This is a genomic window from Salinigranum rubrum, assembly GCF_002906575.1.
Taxonomy (GTDB): Archaea; Halobacteriota; Halobacteria; order Halobacteriales; family Haloferacaceae; genus Salinigranum; species Salinigranum rubrum.
Map to the genome: position 1 here is coordinate 1047602 of NZ_CP026309.1, position 14311 is coordinate 1061912.

Consider the following 14311-nt stretch of genomic DNA (forward strand, 5'->3'; position numbering starts at 1 on the left):
GTTAGATGTTCGAAAGATACTGTCGTCGTTGTTCTGTCTTTTCGTCCTCTGAACGTCGGTCGTAGTGCTCTGAAAGTACGTCTTGAGATACGTTCATACGATCACTGACGACCTTTTCTGGAACATCTTTTCGGAGGTGGTGTGTGATTGCTCCACGACGCACTGGATGACCTGAGACGCTACTCGGACAATCACTTGCATCTACTGACCGCTGAGCCGCATCACATTCTGCAGGAATACGATTGTGCGGACACTCAATTCCATAGGCACATGGGCGTGTAGCGGTCTGGAACCAGCGTCGGAGTGTCTTTACAGGTGCTCGCCCATTCTTGGTTGTAAACAGAGGCTTTCGTCCGTATTCATCGTTTACCTTAGTGCGGTTCTGTTTGATGTAGTCGTGAAGAATTTCGACCACCTCGCCAGAAAGTGCTATGTATCGCTCTGCATATTCGCCATTTTTCAGTGGTGTTCCTTCGTCTGGACGATGTCTAATTCTGAGACGATTCTTCGTCATCTCAACGTCATCAACATCCAAACCACGAAGCGTACCTGAACGAATTCCAGCGTGCCATGTAAGCGATAGCAACGCATGTTCACGGCTTGCGTATGCGAATCTCCGAAGATAATTGAGAACCTCGTTAGCTGCCTCCGTCTCCAGTATCTCTTCCCGTGCTTGTGGATCTCGTTTTGGGAGTTCCACTCTCTCTGGAACAGACGGATTAATTGCATCGATGGACGCACAGAACTGGAGAAAGCGACGTACTGTGCTCACACGCTGTGCAAGTGTACTTTGTGCGATGTCGGCTTTAATTTGGAGACGGAAACTGTGGACCGTTCTCGCAGTCACGTCTCGCATGTCTGTTATGTTCTCTTCTTCAAGCCAGGTAGTGAACTGATCCACGTGGAAGCGTTGCAGCTTGAGGGTAGCTGCCGCCAATTCGTCCATTCGGCTCTCCACCCAGAGTCGTGCTGCATCCTCTGGTGTGAGTGCTTCTAAGCCTGATCTCGATGTAGCCTTGGTGTGTTGTTCCCCGTTCATTGGTTTCTCTGAACCACCACGATTGGGCAGAACGCGGTGGCAGGCGTACGCGTGACGACAACCGCAGCCTGCCCACCGATATCGAGACATACGGGGTCTACGGCGGTATCTCAAGGAGTCGCGGTTTGACTCCTTGATGGCGGAGTCGGGGGCGTAAGCCTCCGACGCGTCGTCTTCTTCGACGCCGAGAACCCCTTAGCGTGGGTCGAGGCGACGCGTACGGTGCGACTCACCGACGTGGCCTGACCCTCCGGTCACGACACCGGTCACGACGCGCCGCCTCGATGCCGAACTGTTTTGCTCTCGGGCCCGCTTTTCACACCTGTGTTCGAGCCGTGGCCCGACGAACCCGACGAACCCAACGCGGAGTCGCGCTGGGGCAATCCCGAGCGTGACCTGCCACGGATCCCCGAGGTGTCGACCGACGAGAGCGACGTCGACCCCCACACGTTCAAGACGTTCTGGGTCAGCGTCGTCTTCACCAACGTCGCCGTCTTCGGGGTGAGCCTCGGCGCCATGCTGTGGTACTTCCGCGGCCAGGCGCTCCTCGGCGGCGTCCTCTGTCTCGCCGGCGTCCTCGCCGGCATCCGGACGTACGCCTCGTATCGCGCGTTCAAGAGCACAGACTCGGAGGAGACAGCAGACGACGGGGCGGACGGGGATACCCGCGACGGAGCGGACGGAGATGACTCCGGCACTGACGCCCCCGCGGACACCGCGGCCGAGGAAACGACCGAGACGGGGGACGGCCTCGCCGACGGAGACGAACCCGCTCCCGACACGGACGAGCGGAACGGCTAAACACGCCGCCGGACTCCCCCTATTCATGCGCACGGTCCGCGACACAGACGGGACGCGATACCTCCTCGTGAAGCGGTCGAGCGACGCCACGCTCGTCCGCGACCCCGAGACCGGGGAGGAGACGTACCTCCCGAACGACGAACTCACCGAAGTCGAGGGGCTGTCGGCGCTCGCGGTGGCGGCGAGCGGCGTTCCCGACCCGGTTCGGAGAGTCGTGACGGCGGCCCACACCGAGGACGCGCTCGGCCTCCTCGTCGAACTGACCGACCGCGGCCCGCTTCCCATCCGTGACCTCCTCTCGGCGTACGACCTCTGTGAGTCCGACCTGCACGGCTTGCTCGCGGAGTTCCGCGCGGCCGGACTCGTCCGCGAGTGCGACGTGGCCGGCGAACGGGGGTACGACGCCACCGAGACGACCCGCGAGGCCGTCGCTGCCCTGCGTTCTTAACCCGGACCTACTCGCCGGAGACCGCCGCGAGCGTCGGGTCGTCGACGCGCTCGACCGTCGACCGGTTCGACGTGGGCTCTTTTTCCACCCTGACGAGGTCGTCCGCCGCGCCGACGAGTTCGTCGTCGTGGCTCACGATGACGATCTGTCGGACGCCGAGCGAGCGCATCTCGTCGACGAGGTCCACGAGGCGGGAGACGTGTCCCGAGTCGAGGAACACCGTCGGCTCGTCGAGGATGAGCGGCGGCATCGGTGCGGCCCCGTCGATGCCCTCCGCGAGCAGCCGGTAGATGGCACACCGTAGCGAGAGGTTGAACAGGGCGCGCTCACCCCCGGATAGCTGGTCGGGCGCGAGCGCCGTCCCGTCCTTCTGGAACACGGTGAGTTCGTACTCGCCGTCGAGGCGGATGTGCGAGTACGCGTCGTTGCCGTAGACGAGGTCGAACGTCTCGTTCAGCATCCGCCCGAGCGTCTCGACGTTCTGCTTTCGAAGTTCCGCCCGGAGGTCGCCGTACATCGTCTCCAGCGACTCGGTCTCGTCGTGAAGCGACTCCAGCGCGTCGACCCGTGCGACGAGCGCGTCGCGCTTTTCGCGGAGCCGTTCGAGTTGATCGAGGTCGCCCTCGACGCTCCCGATGCGGCTCTGGAGGTCGTCGCGCTCCGTCGTCAGGTCGTCGAGCGCGTCGCCGACTTTTTCGAGGTAGTCCGCGGCGCGCTCCTCGTCCTCGCGCGCCTTCTCGACTCGGTCCTCGTCGACCGCGTCGGCCAGTTCGCGCCGTCGCTCCCGCTTCTCCGTCAGGCGGTCGTTCCGCTCCGCGTTCAGTTCGGCGAGCTGCTCGCGTCGGTCCTGGAGCCGTTCGACGGTCGCCTCGGCGTCCGCACGCGCGTCGAGCCTGTCGTCGAGTGCCGCCAGCCGGTCGAGACGCGCTTCGAGCGCCTCCACTTCATCCGCTCGCTCGGACGCCTCCTCGCGGACCGTTTCCGCGCGGTCGGCCTGCGTCGCGGCCGCGTCGCGGGTCGACTCGGCCTGGTCGTCGAGTTCAGCGGCTTCCGCTCTGAGCCGCTCGGCCCGTTCGCGCGTCTCCCGGGCGCTCTCGGCGCGGTCGTCGACCAGTTGCGTGAGCGTCGCGAGCCGGTCCTCGACGGACTCGACGCGCTGTTCGCGCTCGACGAGCGCCTCCGCCTCCTCCAGTTTCGCCCCGTACGCCTCGCGTTCCGCTTCGAGGTCGGCGAGTTCCGATTCGAGCTCCTCGACCCGTTCTCGGTCGTCCGCGAGCCGTTCGACGTGCGGGGAGCCCTCGACGGGCTGACCGCACTCGGGGCACTTCCCCTCCGCTCTGAGCCGCTCGGCCTCCTCGACGCGGCTCCGTGCGGCGTCGAGCGCGCCGGCCACCTCACCGTGGCGGTCGCGGACCTCGTCGAGACGCTCTCGCAGGGTCTCGACGCGTTCGGCAGCGTCACCGAACGCGACCGGCGCGTCCTCGAACGTCTCCCGGAGCGTCTCGGCCTCCGATTCGAGCTCCGAGACGCGCTCGCGTCGCTCTTCGAGCTCCTCCGTCGCCGCCTCGACCTTCTCGTCGAGTTCCGACGCCTCCTCTCGTTTCTCGCCGGCGCGTGAGGAGAGGTCCTCGGCCTTCGTCCGGAGGTTCTCTGCCTGGGTTTCCAGCGCCTTCGCCTTCGTCCGTTTGTCCGCGGCCGTCTCTCGCGTCTCCTCGACCCGCGTCGAGAGCGTCTGCTTCCGCTCTTCGATGGCTTCCGGGGTCGCCTCGTCGAGGTCGGTCTCCGTCCGTCGGGCCTCGACCTCCTCGTCGAGTTCCTCGATTCGGTCCCGTTCGCCGCCGAGTTCTCGTCTGAGGTCGTCCCGTTCGGCCTCCGTCTCGCGGACCTTCGATTCGAGGTCGGCGATTTCGGCGTCGAGCCGCTCCAGTTCCTCGCGGGTCTCCTCGTACTCTTCGAGGACGGTCCTCGCCTCTTCGAGCGTCTCCCGCGCCCGCTCGCGCTGGTCTTCGTACCGCTCGATTTTCGCGTCGAGCTCCTCCCGTTCGGTCGTGAGCGCGTTCAACGTCGCGTGGAGGTCGCGCGACTCGTACTCCTCGATGGTGGACTCGAGTTGGTCGAGCGCGCCGCGCTTCTCGCTCCTGACGTCCTCCACGCCGAGGCGGGCCTGTCCCGCACGCTCGCGGTACTCCTCGAGCTTCCCCAGTTGGAGGAGGTCGTCGAGCATCGTCTGCCGCTCCGTCGGGGTGGCGTTGATAAGCTTGTTCACCTCCCCCTGGCGGACGTACGCGCAGTTGACGAACGCCTCGGCGTCCATCCGGAGCATCCGCGTGATCCTGTCGCGTACGTCGCGCGCGCCGTCGTACGTCGCGTCGGGTCCCTCCAGCGTGCAGTCGGCGGTCTGGATGCGCTCGCCCGACCGGCGGAGGCGACGGTGGACGTGATAGGCGGTGTCGTCGTGGGTGAACCACAGGTCGATCTCGGCCTCGTCCTCTCCCGTCGTGACGAGGTCGTCGAGCGTCTCGTCGAGCGCCCGCGCGCCGTAGAGCGCGAAGAAACACGCGTCGAGCAGCGACGACTTCCCGCTCCCGTTCAGCCCGTGGATGACCGTCACGCCGTCGTCGAGGTCGAGGTCGGCGTCGGCGTACGGCTTGAAGTTCGTGAGCCGGATGCGGTCGAACCTCACAGGTAGTCCTCCATCGACACCTGGCCGTCGCCGTTTCGCCGTTCGACCTCCGTTTCGTCCGGAGTCGGCTCCGTGGTCGGTTCGTCCTCCATCTCGTCCGATTCGTCGTTCGCCCCGTCGTCCGGTTCGCCCGTCTCGCCCGGTTCGCCCGTCTCGCCCGGTTCGTCGTCCGGTTCGGTGGCGACGTCGACTCCGCTTTCGGCGGCGTCCGTCGCGCCCACCGCTTCGGCCGTCTCGGCCTCCGGCGTCGACGTGGACGCCTCGTTTTCATCACTCCCTCCAGTGGTGGCCGCTGCGCCACCGTCTGCCGGTTCGAACCCGGAGACGTCCTCGTCGAGACGCTCGCGGACCCGGCGTTTCACCGTCTCGCGGACGTTCGCGTCGGCGACGTCCCCCCTGACCGCGTCGTCGACATCGAGCGCCGCCGGCGAGAGGCCGAGTTCGCTCACCCGCTCGCGGACCGCGGCGTCGGGATCGGCGAAGTCGACGCTGGCCTCCGAACCCTCCGTGGCCTCGAACTCCCGACGGTCGGTGACGCGCGCGACGAGCGCACCGTTCTCGGTGGCGAGCGTCTCGATGGCCGCCGGGGTGACGGGGTCGCCGTCGCCGGTGATTTCGACGATGACGACCGCTTCCGCCACGTCGTACTGCCGCACCTGCTCGCGGACGCGCTCCTCGCCTTCGTCCTCGGCGAGGGTGACCTCGACGAAGACGAACGGGCGCGTCTCGACCGCGCGCCGACGGATGTCGACCGTCCCCGCCCCGAAGGAGACGAGGTTGTAGCCGCGGCCGTCGCGTTCGGCGGCGGAGACGCGCTCCGTCGACCCGCAGTACGTCACGGGCGTGTCGGCGACGCGCTCGGTCCCCGGGGCGTGGTTGTCGCCGAGGAGGACCACGTCGAAGTCGACCGTCGCCTCCTCCAGCACGGTCTCTGTCTCCCAGTCGGCGTGGGCGAAGGGCGTGAAGAGGCCGTGCGCGACGAGCGCCGCGAAGTCGGCGTCGTGTGGCTCGAACGCGTAGTCGAGGTCCGCGCGTTTCGACGTCGGCACGTGGTCCAGGCCGTAGAAGGCGACGTCGTCGACGACGACGGGGTCGGCGCCCAAGCGGGTGGCCAGTCCCAACTGTTCGAAGAGGTCGAGCCACTGGCCGCCCCGGGTCGACTCGTGGTTGCCGACGACGGCGAGGAACGGAATCTCGGCGCTCGCCAGCCGACGGAGCACCGAGAGCGTCCCGAGGAGGTCCGGAAGCGCCGGGCGACGGTCGTGAAAGAGGTCACCGGCGTGGACGACGGCGCTCACCTCGTCGTCGATGGCGTCGTCGACGACGCGCTCGAACGCGTCGAGGAAGTCCTGCCGACGCGTCGGCGAGTGATACTGCTGGTACCCGAGGTGCGTGTCGCCTGTGTGGATGACTCGGGTCATCGGTCACCTCGTCTCATCTGCACCCACGTTTGCCACCGCCGCCTAAAACCGTTCCGCGAGCGGGGTGAAAGTGGAAGACGCGAACGGGACGCTCTGGACCGCGGGCGGTTCACGACTGTCCGCGCGGGCAGTCACGCGCGCCTTCGGAACCGTCGTCGACGGATTCGCCCGCGAGTGCCGCGTCTAGCGCCCGGAGCCTCCCCAGGACGTGTCGTCCGCGACGGACGCTCTCGGACTCGCCGTCGCGGACGGCCCGGACGACCGCCTCGGTCAGTCGAACCTCGCCGCCCTCGGCGAGAAACCGCGTAGCCGACTCGACGGAGTCGAGCGTGGCGGCCGCCTCCTCGACGACCCGTTCGGGGTCTTTCCGCCGGGTTCCGTCCGCGAACGCGCGGAGGGTGCGTTTCGTCCGCGCCGGTGGCGTGTTCATGAGTCCACGTGGCCGCGGTCCCGTATTTGAAGCTAGGTGCCGGAGACGGTTCTCTCAGCAATCACCGAGGGGCACACGACTCCACTGCCCGACACGCCCGAATCGCCCGAATCGCCCGAATCGCAGACCGACGCTCAGATAGTCAGCCGGTAGATCCGCTTTCGCGCGTCCGCGAAGGAGAAGCGCGAGGTGACGGCGCCTTCCTCTTCGAGTCGCGTCAGCGCGTACCGAACGGTCCGCGCGGGCAGGAGCGTCTCCTCTGCGATTCCCTTCTGGGTGAGCGAGTCCTCGTAGTCGAGCACCTTCGCGACCAGTTTCGCGCTGGGCGGGAGGTCCCGGACCGGCGCCCAGCGGTCCGCCTCTGTGCTCTGCTTCGTGACGGCCTTCGACGTACTCATTCGTATCTATCGTAGGGAGATACAGAGTGATAATATTTGTTAATCTATTCTATAACCCACAAGCATCTCGCGTGCCGGAGGAACGCCGTGTCTCACCCGGGGAAAACGCCCGCGAAACCGGTCCTATCGGCCGTCTGCCGGGTTCGAGATGTACCCAACCCGAAGCCTCTTAACGCCTTGCGCCTTATGCCGTGTGATGACCGATACGGTCGACGACGTCGACCTCCCGTACGACGAGGAGGCTGCGTCGCAACAGGAGATGATCGAGGCGCTCGAAGAACGCCTCGAAGTACTCGAACGGCAGAACGAGGAGATGCGGGACAAGCTCCTCGACGCGAACGCGGAGAACAACAAGTACCAGCAGAAGCTCGAACGGCTCACGCACGAGAACAAGAAGCTGAAGCAGTCGCCGCTGTTCGTCGCCACCGTTCAGGAGATCAACGACGACGGCGTCGTGATCAAACAGCACGGGAACAACCAGGAGGCGCTCACCGAAGTGACGGAGGAGATGCGGGAGGAGCTCGAACCCGACGCCCGCGTCGCCGTCAACAACTCTCTCTCTATCGTCAAGCGGCTGGACAACGAGACGGACGTCCGCGCCCGCGTGATGCAGGTCGAACACAGCCCGGACGTCACCTACGAGGACATCGGCGGCCTCGACGCCCAGCTTCAGGAGGTCCGCGAGACCGTCGAGATGCCGCTCGAACGCCCCGACATGTTCCGGGAAGTCGGTATCGACCCGCCGTCGGGCGTGTTGCTCTACGGGCCACCGGGGACCGGCAAGACGATGCTCGCGAAGGCCGTCGCCAACCAGACCGACGCGACGTTCATCAAGATGGCCGGCTCCGAACTCGTCCACAAGTTCATCGGCGAGGGGGCGAAGCTGGTGCGTGACCTCTTCGAGGTCGCCCGCGAGAACGAACCCGCCGTGCTCTTCATCGACGAGATCGACGCCATCGCCTCGAAGCGCACCGACTCGAAGACCTCCGGAGACGCGGAGGTCCAGCGGACGATGATGCAGCTTCTGTCCGAAATGGACGGCTTCGACGAGCGCGGCGAGATCAGAATCATCGCCGCGACCAACCGCTTCGACATGCTCGACTCCGCCATCCTCCGCCCCGGGCGGTTCGACCGCCTCATCGAGGTGCCGAAGCCCGACGTCGAGGGACGGGAACTCATCTTCAAGATCCATACCCGCAACATGAACGTCTCCGACGACGTCGACTTCGCGGAACTCGCGGAACTCTCCGAGGACGCCTCCGGAGCGGACATCAAAGCCGTCTGCACCGAGGCCGGCATGTTCGCCATCCGCGACGACCGCACGGAGATTTACATGGAGGACCTCATCGGTGCCTGGGAGAAGGTCCAGGCCGAGTCCGACGAGGACAGCGACGTCTCCCGCGCGTTCGCGTAGCGCGGCCGTTTTACTTTGCTAAGAGACGGCGAAGCCGTCTCTGCATCCCGAAAATCTCCGATTTTCAGAGACCTCGGGTGCGCTCGCTTCGCTCGCGCACCGCTCGTCGCAAAAAGCTCGGACAAAAACCCCCGCGAACGAGCGCCGCAGCGCTCGCTCGCGGTCGGTACGAGGTATCTCACCCCAACAACTACTGTTCGCCTCGTGCCGCCTCGTGCCCTGCGAGCGACTCCTCGACGGCCCGGATCAGATCGAGCGCGTCGACGCCGCAGACCACGAAGTCGAAGCCCGTCCCGGCGACGAGTTCCGGGACTACCGGGTCCGCGAACGTCGTCCAGTAGCCGACGACCGGGTCGCCGGCGGCGTATAACTGTCCGCGCCCCGACTGTCGGTGGAACCGACCGCGACGCCACCGACGGGGAGCCACGTTCGGCCCGATCGCCGGATGGGTTTTTGACGGACGGTTGTATAGTACAATGTGGTGACACGGCTATGCCAGCAAAAGACATTCTCGTGATCGTCGGCGATTTCAGCGAAGACTACGAAGTGATGGTCGCCTACCAGGCGTTGCAGATGGTCGGCCACGACGTCGACGTCGCGTGTCCAGACAAGGAAGCCGGTGACACGATCAAGACCGCGATCCACGACTTCCGGGGCGACCAGACGTACATCGAGACACGGGGCCACGACTTCGAGTTGACCGCCTCGCTGAACGACGTCGACCCGAACGAGTACGACGTCCTACTCCTCCCCGGCGGGCGCGCGCCGGAATACCTCCGCACCCGCGAGGTCGTCCTTGAGACGGTCCGGCACTTCTTCGAGGAGGACAAACCCGTCGCCGCGATCTGTCACGGTCCGCAGATCCTCGCGGCCGCGGGCGTCCTTGACGGGTACGAACTGACGTCGCTTCCGGACGTCCGGACGGACGTCGAACACGCCGGTGCGGGCTGTACCTGGGTCGACGAGGTGACCCGCGACGGCAACCTCGTCACCGGTCAGACCTGGGAAGACCTCTCGGAGTGGCTCGCGGAACTCCTCGACCTGCTCGGGACCGAGATCAGCCACGAGGAGCCGATTACGGCCGACGACTGATCGGGGCTGTTGGACCCCGTCACCGGTCGGTCGACCGACGGAACGCGGCCGATCCCACCGCGACTCGCGACAGTTCCCGCGATCCGCTTGGACCCGGCCCCGCCGGTTCGCTCTCGACGGTGAACCGCCGGCGTGGAGTCGATCGCCGGGCGCTGGATGTCACGTTCGCGGCTGCTAGCGGCCGCGCTCGCGATCCTGACAGCGACGCCACCTCGCGCGTCCCCCGATCAGAGGAGCAGGAAGACGAGGAACGGGAGGACGAACAGCGCGACGAACATGGCAACGAGGACGATTCCGTAGCCGACGCCGGTGCTCGCGAGCGTCAGCCAGGCGTCGTGGTCGAAGCCCTCCGTCTCCTCCGCGGATTCGGTCATACGCGTGCGTCGGCGGCGGGCGAGAAAACGCTATCCCTCACCCGAACCACACCACTCATGTCTCCGCCATCGAACGTTCCCCCATGGGCACCCCACGCGACTCCAGGGAGGAACAGGTCACGGTCGTCCTCGACCGTCTGTACGAGGCGTACCCCGACACGACCATCTCGCTGAACTTCTCGAATCGACTCGAACTGCTCGTCGCCGTCGTCCTCTCCGCGCAGTGTACGGACGAGCGGGTCAACGACGTCACGGAGACACTGTTCGAGAAGTACCAGACGGCCGAGGACTACGCGAACGCCGACGAGGCGGAACTCGCCGACGACATCTACGGCATCACGTTCCACAACAACAAGGCGGGCTACCTCACGTCGATGGGCGAGACGCTGGTCGAAGAACACGACGGCGAGGTGCCCGACACCATGTCCGCCCTGACCGACCTCTCGGGGGTCGGCCGCAAGACGGCGAACGTCGTCCTCCAGCACGGCCACGACGTCGTCGAGGGCATCGTCGTCGACACCCACGTGAGGCGGCTCTCGCGCCGACTCGGACTCACCGCCGAGGAGACCCCCGAAAAGATCGAACGCGACCTCATGGGCGTCGTCCCCGAGTCGGACTGGCAGCAGTTCACCCACCTGCTCATCAGCCACGGCCGGGCGGTGTGTGACGCCCGCAACCCCTCCTGCGACGACTGTGTGCTGGAGGACGTCTGTCCGTCGTCGAAACTCGACCACGACGTCGACCTCGCGAGCGGCGAGGCGTGGTGAGGACGGTTCGTCTTCGCTGCGGGTCCAGTTTGCATCCACCACGGTGAGAGCGGTGACCGGTCAGAGCGTGAGCGGAGAGTGTCTTGTGAGGACGTGAGCGGAGCGAGCGACCGGGCGGTACACGGACGCGGTGAGCCGTAGCCTCATCCCTCGCCCGAGTCGTTCACTCCCGCGCGCCGGCCGTACCCACACCCACAACTCGGCGGTGGCGCGTGACGGTCACGGCTCCGTCCGTGACCGACACGCGCGAGGGATGAGCCCCGGAGCCGCGAACGGATGTGAGCGGCGAGGAGCGCAGTCGGTTGGGGAGGGCGTGGTTGCGGGTCATCGCGCCCGTGTGTCGTGCGGTGTCCTCTCGTCTCTCGCGTTTTCCCATACCGTCCCATAGCTTATCTCTCGCATTTTCCATATCGACCCATAGCTGCGCCTCACCTGCGCCTCTCACCGCTCGCTCCACTGTTCTGTCTCACACAGAGCAGTTACGGTCGGACTCGGCAACGCAGATCAACGCCGCTAGAGCCCCGACCCGAGCACGTACCCCGTGGCGAACCGGTACAGCCCCAGCAGCCACGCACCGAACCAGAACAGGACGTAGCCGAAGACGCCGACCCGCAGCCGCCCGCGCCACGCGCTCATGTTCTCGTGGAGTTCGTCGAGGTCGACGTCCGGGTCGGGGTCGCGGTAGAGGTTCGCCTGGTGTTTGGCCTGGAAGATGCGGACGATGCCGGTGAGCGCGAAGACGAGCATCGCGTACGCCTGCAGGCCGAGGATGGCGTGTAAGGCCGAGAGGCCGTTCAACTGTTGGAGCAACCGGGGTATCATCCACGTCACGACGGGGACGGTGTTGAGAACCAGACCGGGGAAGATGTACGAGAGGTGATGAACGAGGACGTTCCACGTCACCGTCTCGGCGTCGATCATGATCTTCGCCCCGTAGAGGTAGAAGGGCAGACTCGACGTGACGAGGAGGGCCGCGACGGTCGCGTACGTCGACTCGCTCACCATTGCTATCGAGCGGGCTAGGGAGGGGAGGGGTGTAAAGGGCCCGACTTCGCCGTCGGGGAGGACGTCGTCACCCCTGCGGGCGGTTCTTCGGCCCGCGGCCGAGTTCGCGTCCCACGTCGGCGGAGACGCGGACCGTCCGGGACAGGTAGTACAGCGGGTGGAGTCGTCGGGGAGCGGTCGCCACTCGTAGTCGCCCTCGGTGGGTCTGAAGGCGAGGCCGAGCGACATCCGCGCCAGCGTGGACGCGTCGGTACACAGGAGGAGGTCGAACAGGAACCGCTCGTGTACCGACACCTCGTAGCACGGCATCGCCGGGTTCGCCGCGAGACGGCGCTCGATGCGTCCGCAGAGCCAGTCGACTCGGCGGCTCGCCCGCGCCCGCCCGAGCAGCGACGCCGGCACCTCGACGTCGGTCAACTCGGCGACGAGACGCAGTCCGAGCAGGAGGTCACGCTCTGCCCCGGCGTCCCGTGCCCGGTCGAGGGTGACGCCCCAGTCGACTGCACAGGAGTGGACGAGCCTGGCGACGTCCGACACCCAGCCGAGGCGTCCCCACGCGTGTTTCGCGCCGTGTCTCACGAGGGCGACGAGGCTGTCCTCGGGCGAGAGCGTCCGCACCGTCTCGCCGAAGAGCGACACCGGGTGACGCCGTGCCCAGAGCGACTCGAAGCCGTAGTCGACGGGGCGGTGCTTGCTCCCGAACAGCCAGCGCACCTCGACGCTTGTCCCGTCCGACGCCCGGTGAAAGGAGAACTCGCTGGGCGGCCGGATGACCGACGTGTCGTCCCTGATCTCCTCGACGCTCATCGACCAGTTCCGCTCCAGCGCGTACCCCATCGTCTCAAACGTCTCGACGACCGCTGGGAGGTCCGCCCGCCGAACGACGAAGTCGAGGTCGCCGTACTGCCGCGCGGTGACGTCGCCGTAGGCCATCTGCGCGAGGGCGGGTCCCTTGAACGGGACGATCGGCACCGCGGCGCGCTCGAACGCCTCGACGATTCGCGCCAGTTCGGTGGCGAGGTAGAGCCGCTCTCTCACCGCCGCCCGGTGGTCGTCGTCGAGTCGGTCCCGAACCCACGACGGCACCGAGACGTCGTCGCCGCTCACGAGCAGTCGGTGGAGGTGTGGCTCGACCGAGTGGGTCCACGCGATGTCACAGAGTGCTTCCCAGTCGGAGACCGAACCGACGAGCGATTCGATTGTCCCGCTCCGCTCCCGGGCGTGTGTGCCGGCCGCGGCCGCGACCACCCGGAGTTCGGGAGAGGCCGACCGCAGCATCAGTCCACCGCCACGTCGTCGAGGACAGCGTCCACCACTGCGGGGAGGTCGCTCCGACAGCGTCGTCGTCGCAGCGTCTTCACGGGGACCGACTGGGCGAGTCGGCCACACCGTTCGAGGTTGGCCCCCGCGCTGTCGACCCCTTCGATCTCCAGGTCGGTGTACGTGTCCCGGATGAGCATCATGAGCGCCTCGCCCGACTGTAACGGCTCCAGTTCGATCCGCGAACCGGTCGCGAGGCTGTACAACCGGCTGATGGGCAGCGGTTCCATCGACTCGCCGGGCACGCGGTAGAAGTGTCTGTCCAGCGTCGGCGACTGCGCCGGCAGCGGCTCCAGCGGAACCGACAGACCGGACACCGTCGCCGCGTCGAGCTTCAGGGCGGGAAAGCCCGGCTGAACGAGCGGCTTGTCGCCGTCGAACGTGATCGCCGCGACGTCGTCCGCGAGGACGCGGTAGCCCGCCCCGAGAAGCGCCAGTGCCGTCGTCGACTTCCCCGCCGTCGACTCGCCGAGGAAACACACCGCCCCGTCGCCGACCTGAACCGTACTGGCGTGGAGGACCAGAAAGCCGCGCTGGTAGAGGAGGTGGTTGAACACCGAGCCGACCAGGTACCACCGCACCAGTTCGTCGTCGACGTCGGGTGCGCGGTCGAAGACGACCTCCGATCCGTTGCGAACGACGACGTCACCGACCTCCAGCGACAGGTAGAACTCCTCCCGGGACGCCACGGCGAGCCCGCGGTGGTCGTCTCCGGTCGGCCCCGGATGTGAGACGCTTCCCCGGCGAATCGTGACGTCCGCCGGCCCGTCGCTCGGCTCTCCCGGGAGGAACTCGGGGAGTTCGACGTCGGACCGAACCGACAGGCCGAACGCGACGTACCAGTGGGCGCCCGTCGTCGGCTCCGCTCGTGGTCCGACCGCCGTTTCGCGCTGCCCCCGAGAGGCGTGAGATGATATGTATTTGGACATAGCTGACTCGTCCACGACCACCGGACGCGAGTTCGACACATAGTAATTCGACCGCTACTCCGACTGGCGGAGGCTCTCCTTCCGGTCGTCGGCCCACCGGAGCCGTGACGTGTCGAAACATCGGCCGACTCGGGTCGGGCCCGTCGGGTGTTCTCCTCGCTCAGCGTGGCAAAGTTCACAGCGTCCGACA

The 14311-nt window shown here is 66.4% G+C and carries 14 protein-coding genes and 2 pseudogenes; 6 read left to right on the top strand and 10 right to left on the bottom strand.

All coding sequences use genetic code 11. From position 1 onward, the window contains the following. Nucleotide 1: 1 nt before the first annotated feature. Nucleotides 2–1039, bottom strand: coding sequence for a tyrosine-type recombinase/integrase (locus C2R22_RS04995; protein ID WP_162562383.1), 1038 nt, complete (start codon nt 1037–1039; stop codon nt 2–4). Nucleotides 1040–1213: 174 nt separating this feature from the next. Between C2R22_RS04995 and C2R22_RS27655 the strand changes: the two are divergent. The 3 genes and pseudogenes from C2R22_RS27655 to C2R22_RS05005 all read left to right on the top strand — a co-directional run. Continuing rightward, nucleotides 1214–1285, top strand: a pseudogene (locus C2R22_RS27655) (DUF7331 family protein); the annotation flags it as partial. Nucleotides 1286–1363: 78 nt separating this feature from the next. Beyond that, the gene (locus C2R22_RS05000) at nt 1364–1840 is read left to right on the top strand and encodes a DUF7322 domain-containing protein (RefSeq protein WP_216824792.1); all 477 of its coding nucleotides are present in this window, start codon (nt 1364–1366) and stop codon (nt 1838–1840) included. A gap of 25 nt (nt 1841–1865) precedes the next feature. Then, a complete protein-coding gene (locus C2R22_RS05005) occupies nt 1866–2288 on the top strand; it encodes a DUF7346 family protein (RefSeq protein WP_103424783.1) in 423 nt (140 codons plus the stop codon). 7 nt (nt 2289–2295) lie between these two features. On the opposite strand, the gene rad50 is transcribed toward C2R22_RS05005, so the two are convergent. From rad50 to C2R22_RS05025, 4 genes are all read right to left on the bottom strand, one after another. Continuing rightward, nucleotides 2296–4971: a DNA double-strand break repair ATPase Rad50 gene (gene rad50, locus C2R22_RS05010; RefSeq protein ID WP_103424784.1), complete on the bottom strand. Its 2676-nt coding sequence runs from the start codon at nt 4969–4971 to the stop codon at nt 2296–2298. Then, nucleotides 4968–6392, bottom strand: a complete 1425-nt coding sequence (mre11, locus tag C2R22_RS05015; RefSeq protein ID WP_103424785.1) for a DNA double-strand break repair protein Mre11 — start codon at nt 6390–6392, stop codon at nt 4968–4970. The genes rad50 and mre11 overlap by 4 nt, the downstream gene beginning before the upstream one ends. Before the next feature lie 109 nt (nt 6393–6501). Continuing rightward, on the bottom strand, nt 6502–6822 hold the full coding sequence (locus tag C2R22_RS05020; RefSeq protein ID WP_103424786.1) for a hypothetical protein: 321 nt from the start codon (nt 6820–6822) through the stop codon (nt 6502–6504). Nucleotides 6823–6956: 134 nt separating this feature from the next. Next, a complete protein-coding gene (locus C2R22_RS05025) occupies nt 6957–7220 on the bottom strand; it encodes a MarR family transcriptional regulator (RefSeq protein WP_103424787.1) in 264 nt (87 codons plus the stop codon). A gap of 196 nt (nt 7221–7416) precedes the next feature. On the opposite strand from C2R22_RS05025, the gene pan1 reads away from it, so the two are divergent. After that, the gene (gene pan1, locus C2R22_RS05030; protein WP_103424788.1) at nt 7417–8634 is read left to right on the top strand and encodes a proteasome-activating nucleotidase Pan1; all 1218 of its coding nucleotides are present in this window, start codon (nt 7417–7419) and stop codon (nt 8632–8634) included. A 190-nt stretch (nt 8635–8824) separates the two neighbouring features. Here the strand turns inward: pan1 and C2R22_RS05035 are convergent, their stop codons facing one another. Further along, the gene (locus C2R22_RS05035) at nt 8825–9061 is read right to left on the bottom strand and encodes a hypothetical protein (protein WP_103424789.1); all 237 of its coding nucleotides are present in this window, start codon (nt 9059–9061) and stop codon (nt 8825–8827) included. A 65-nt stretch (nt 9062–9126) separates the two neighbouring features. Here C2R22_RS05035 and C2R22_RS05040 point away from each other — a divergent pair, with 65 nt between their 5' ends. Further along, a complete protein-coding gene (locus tag C2R22_RS05040) occupies nt 9127–9726 on the top strand; it encodes a DJ-1/PfpI family protein (protein ID WP_103424790.1) in 600 nt (199 codons plus the stop codon). A 227-nt stretch (nt 9727–9953) separates the two neighbouring features. Here C2R22_RS05040 and C2R22_RS25565 read toward each other — a convergent pair whose 3' ends face one another. After that, on the bottom strand, nt 9954–10100 hold the full coding sequence (locus C2R22_RS25565) for a hypothetical protein (protein ID WP_173862778.1): 147 nt from the start codon (nt 10098–10100) through the stop codon (nt 9954–9956). Nucleotides 10101–10183: 83 nt separating this feature from the next. Here C2R22_RS25565 and nth point away from each other — a divergent pair, with 83 nt between their 5' ends. Further along, nucleotides 10184–10867, top strand: coding sequence for an endonuclease III (nth, locus tag C2R22_RS05045; RefSeq protein ID WP_103424791.1), 684 nt, complete (start codon nt 10184–10186; stop codon nt 10865–10867). Nucleotides 10868–11380: 513 nt separating this feature from the next. Here nth and C2R22_RS26145 read toward each other — a convergent pair. The 3 genes and pseudogenes from C2R22_RS26145 to C2R22_RS05055 all read right to left on the bottom strand — a co-directional run bounded on the left by C2R22_RS26145 (nt 11381) and on the right by C2R22_RS05055 (nt 14121). Further along, complete coding sequence (locus tag C2R22_RS26145) at nt 11381–11872, bottom strand: DUF7321 family protein (protein ID WP_245902985.1); 492 nt, start codon at nt 11870–11872, stop codon at nt 11381–11383. 423 nt (nt 11873–12295) lie between these two features. Beyond that, a pseudogene (locus C2R22_RS26150) lies at nt 12296–13150 on the bottom strand (nucleotidyltransferase domain-containing protein); the annotation flags it as partial. After that, nucleotides 13150–14121 carry a serine/threonine protein kinase gene (locus C2R22_RS05055; RefSeq protein WP_162562384.1) on the bottom strand — a complete coding sequence of 324 codons (972 nt, stop codon included), beginning with the start codon at nt 14119–14121 and terminating at the stop codon, nt 13150–13152. The pseudogene C2R22_RS26150 and the gene C2R22_RS05055, both read right to left, overlap by 1 nt. Between the last annotated feature and the right edge of the window lie 190 nt (nt 14122–14311).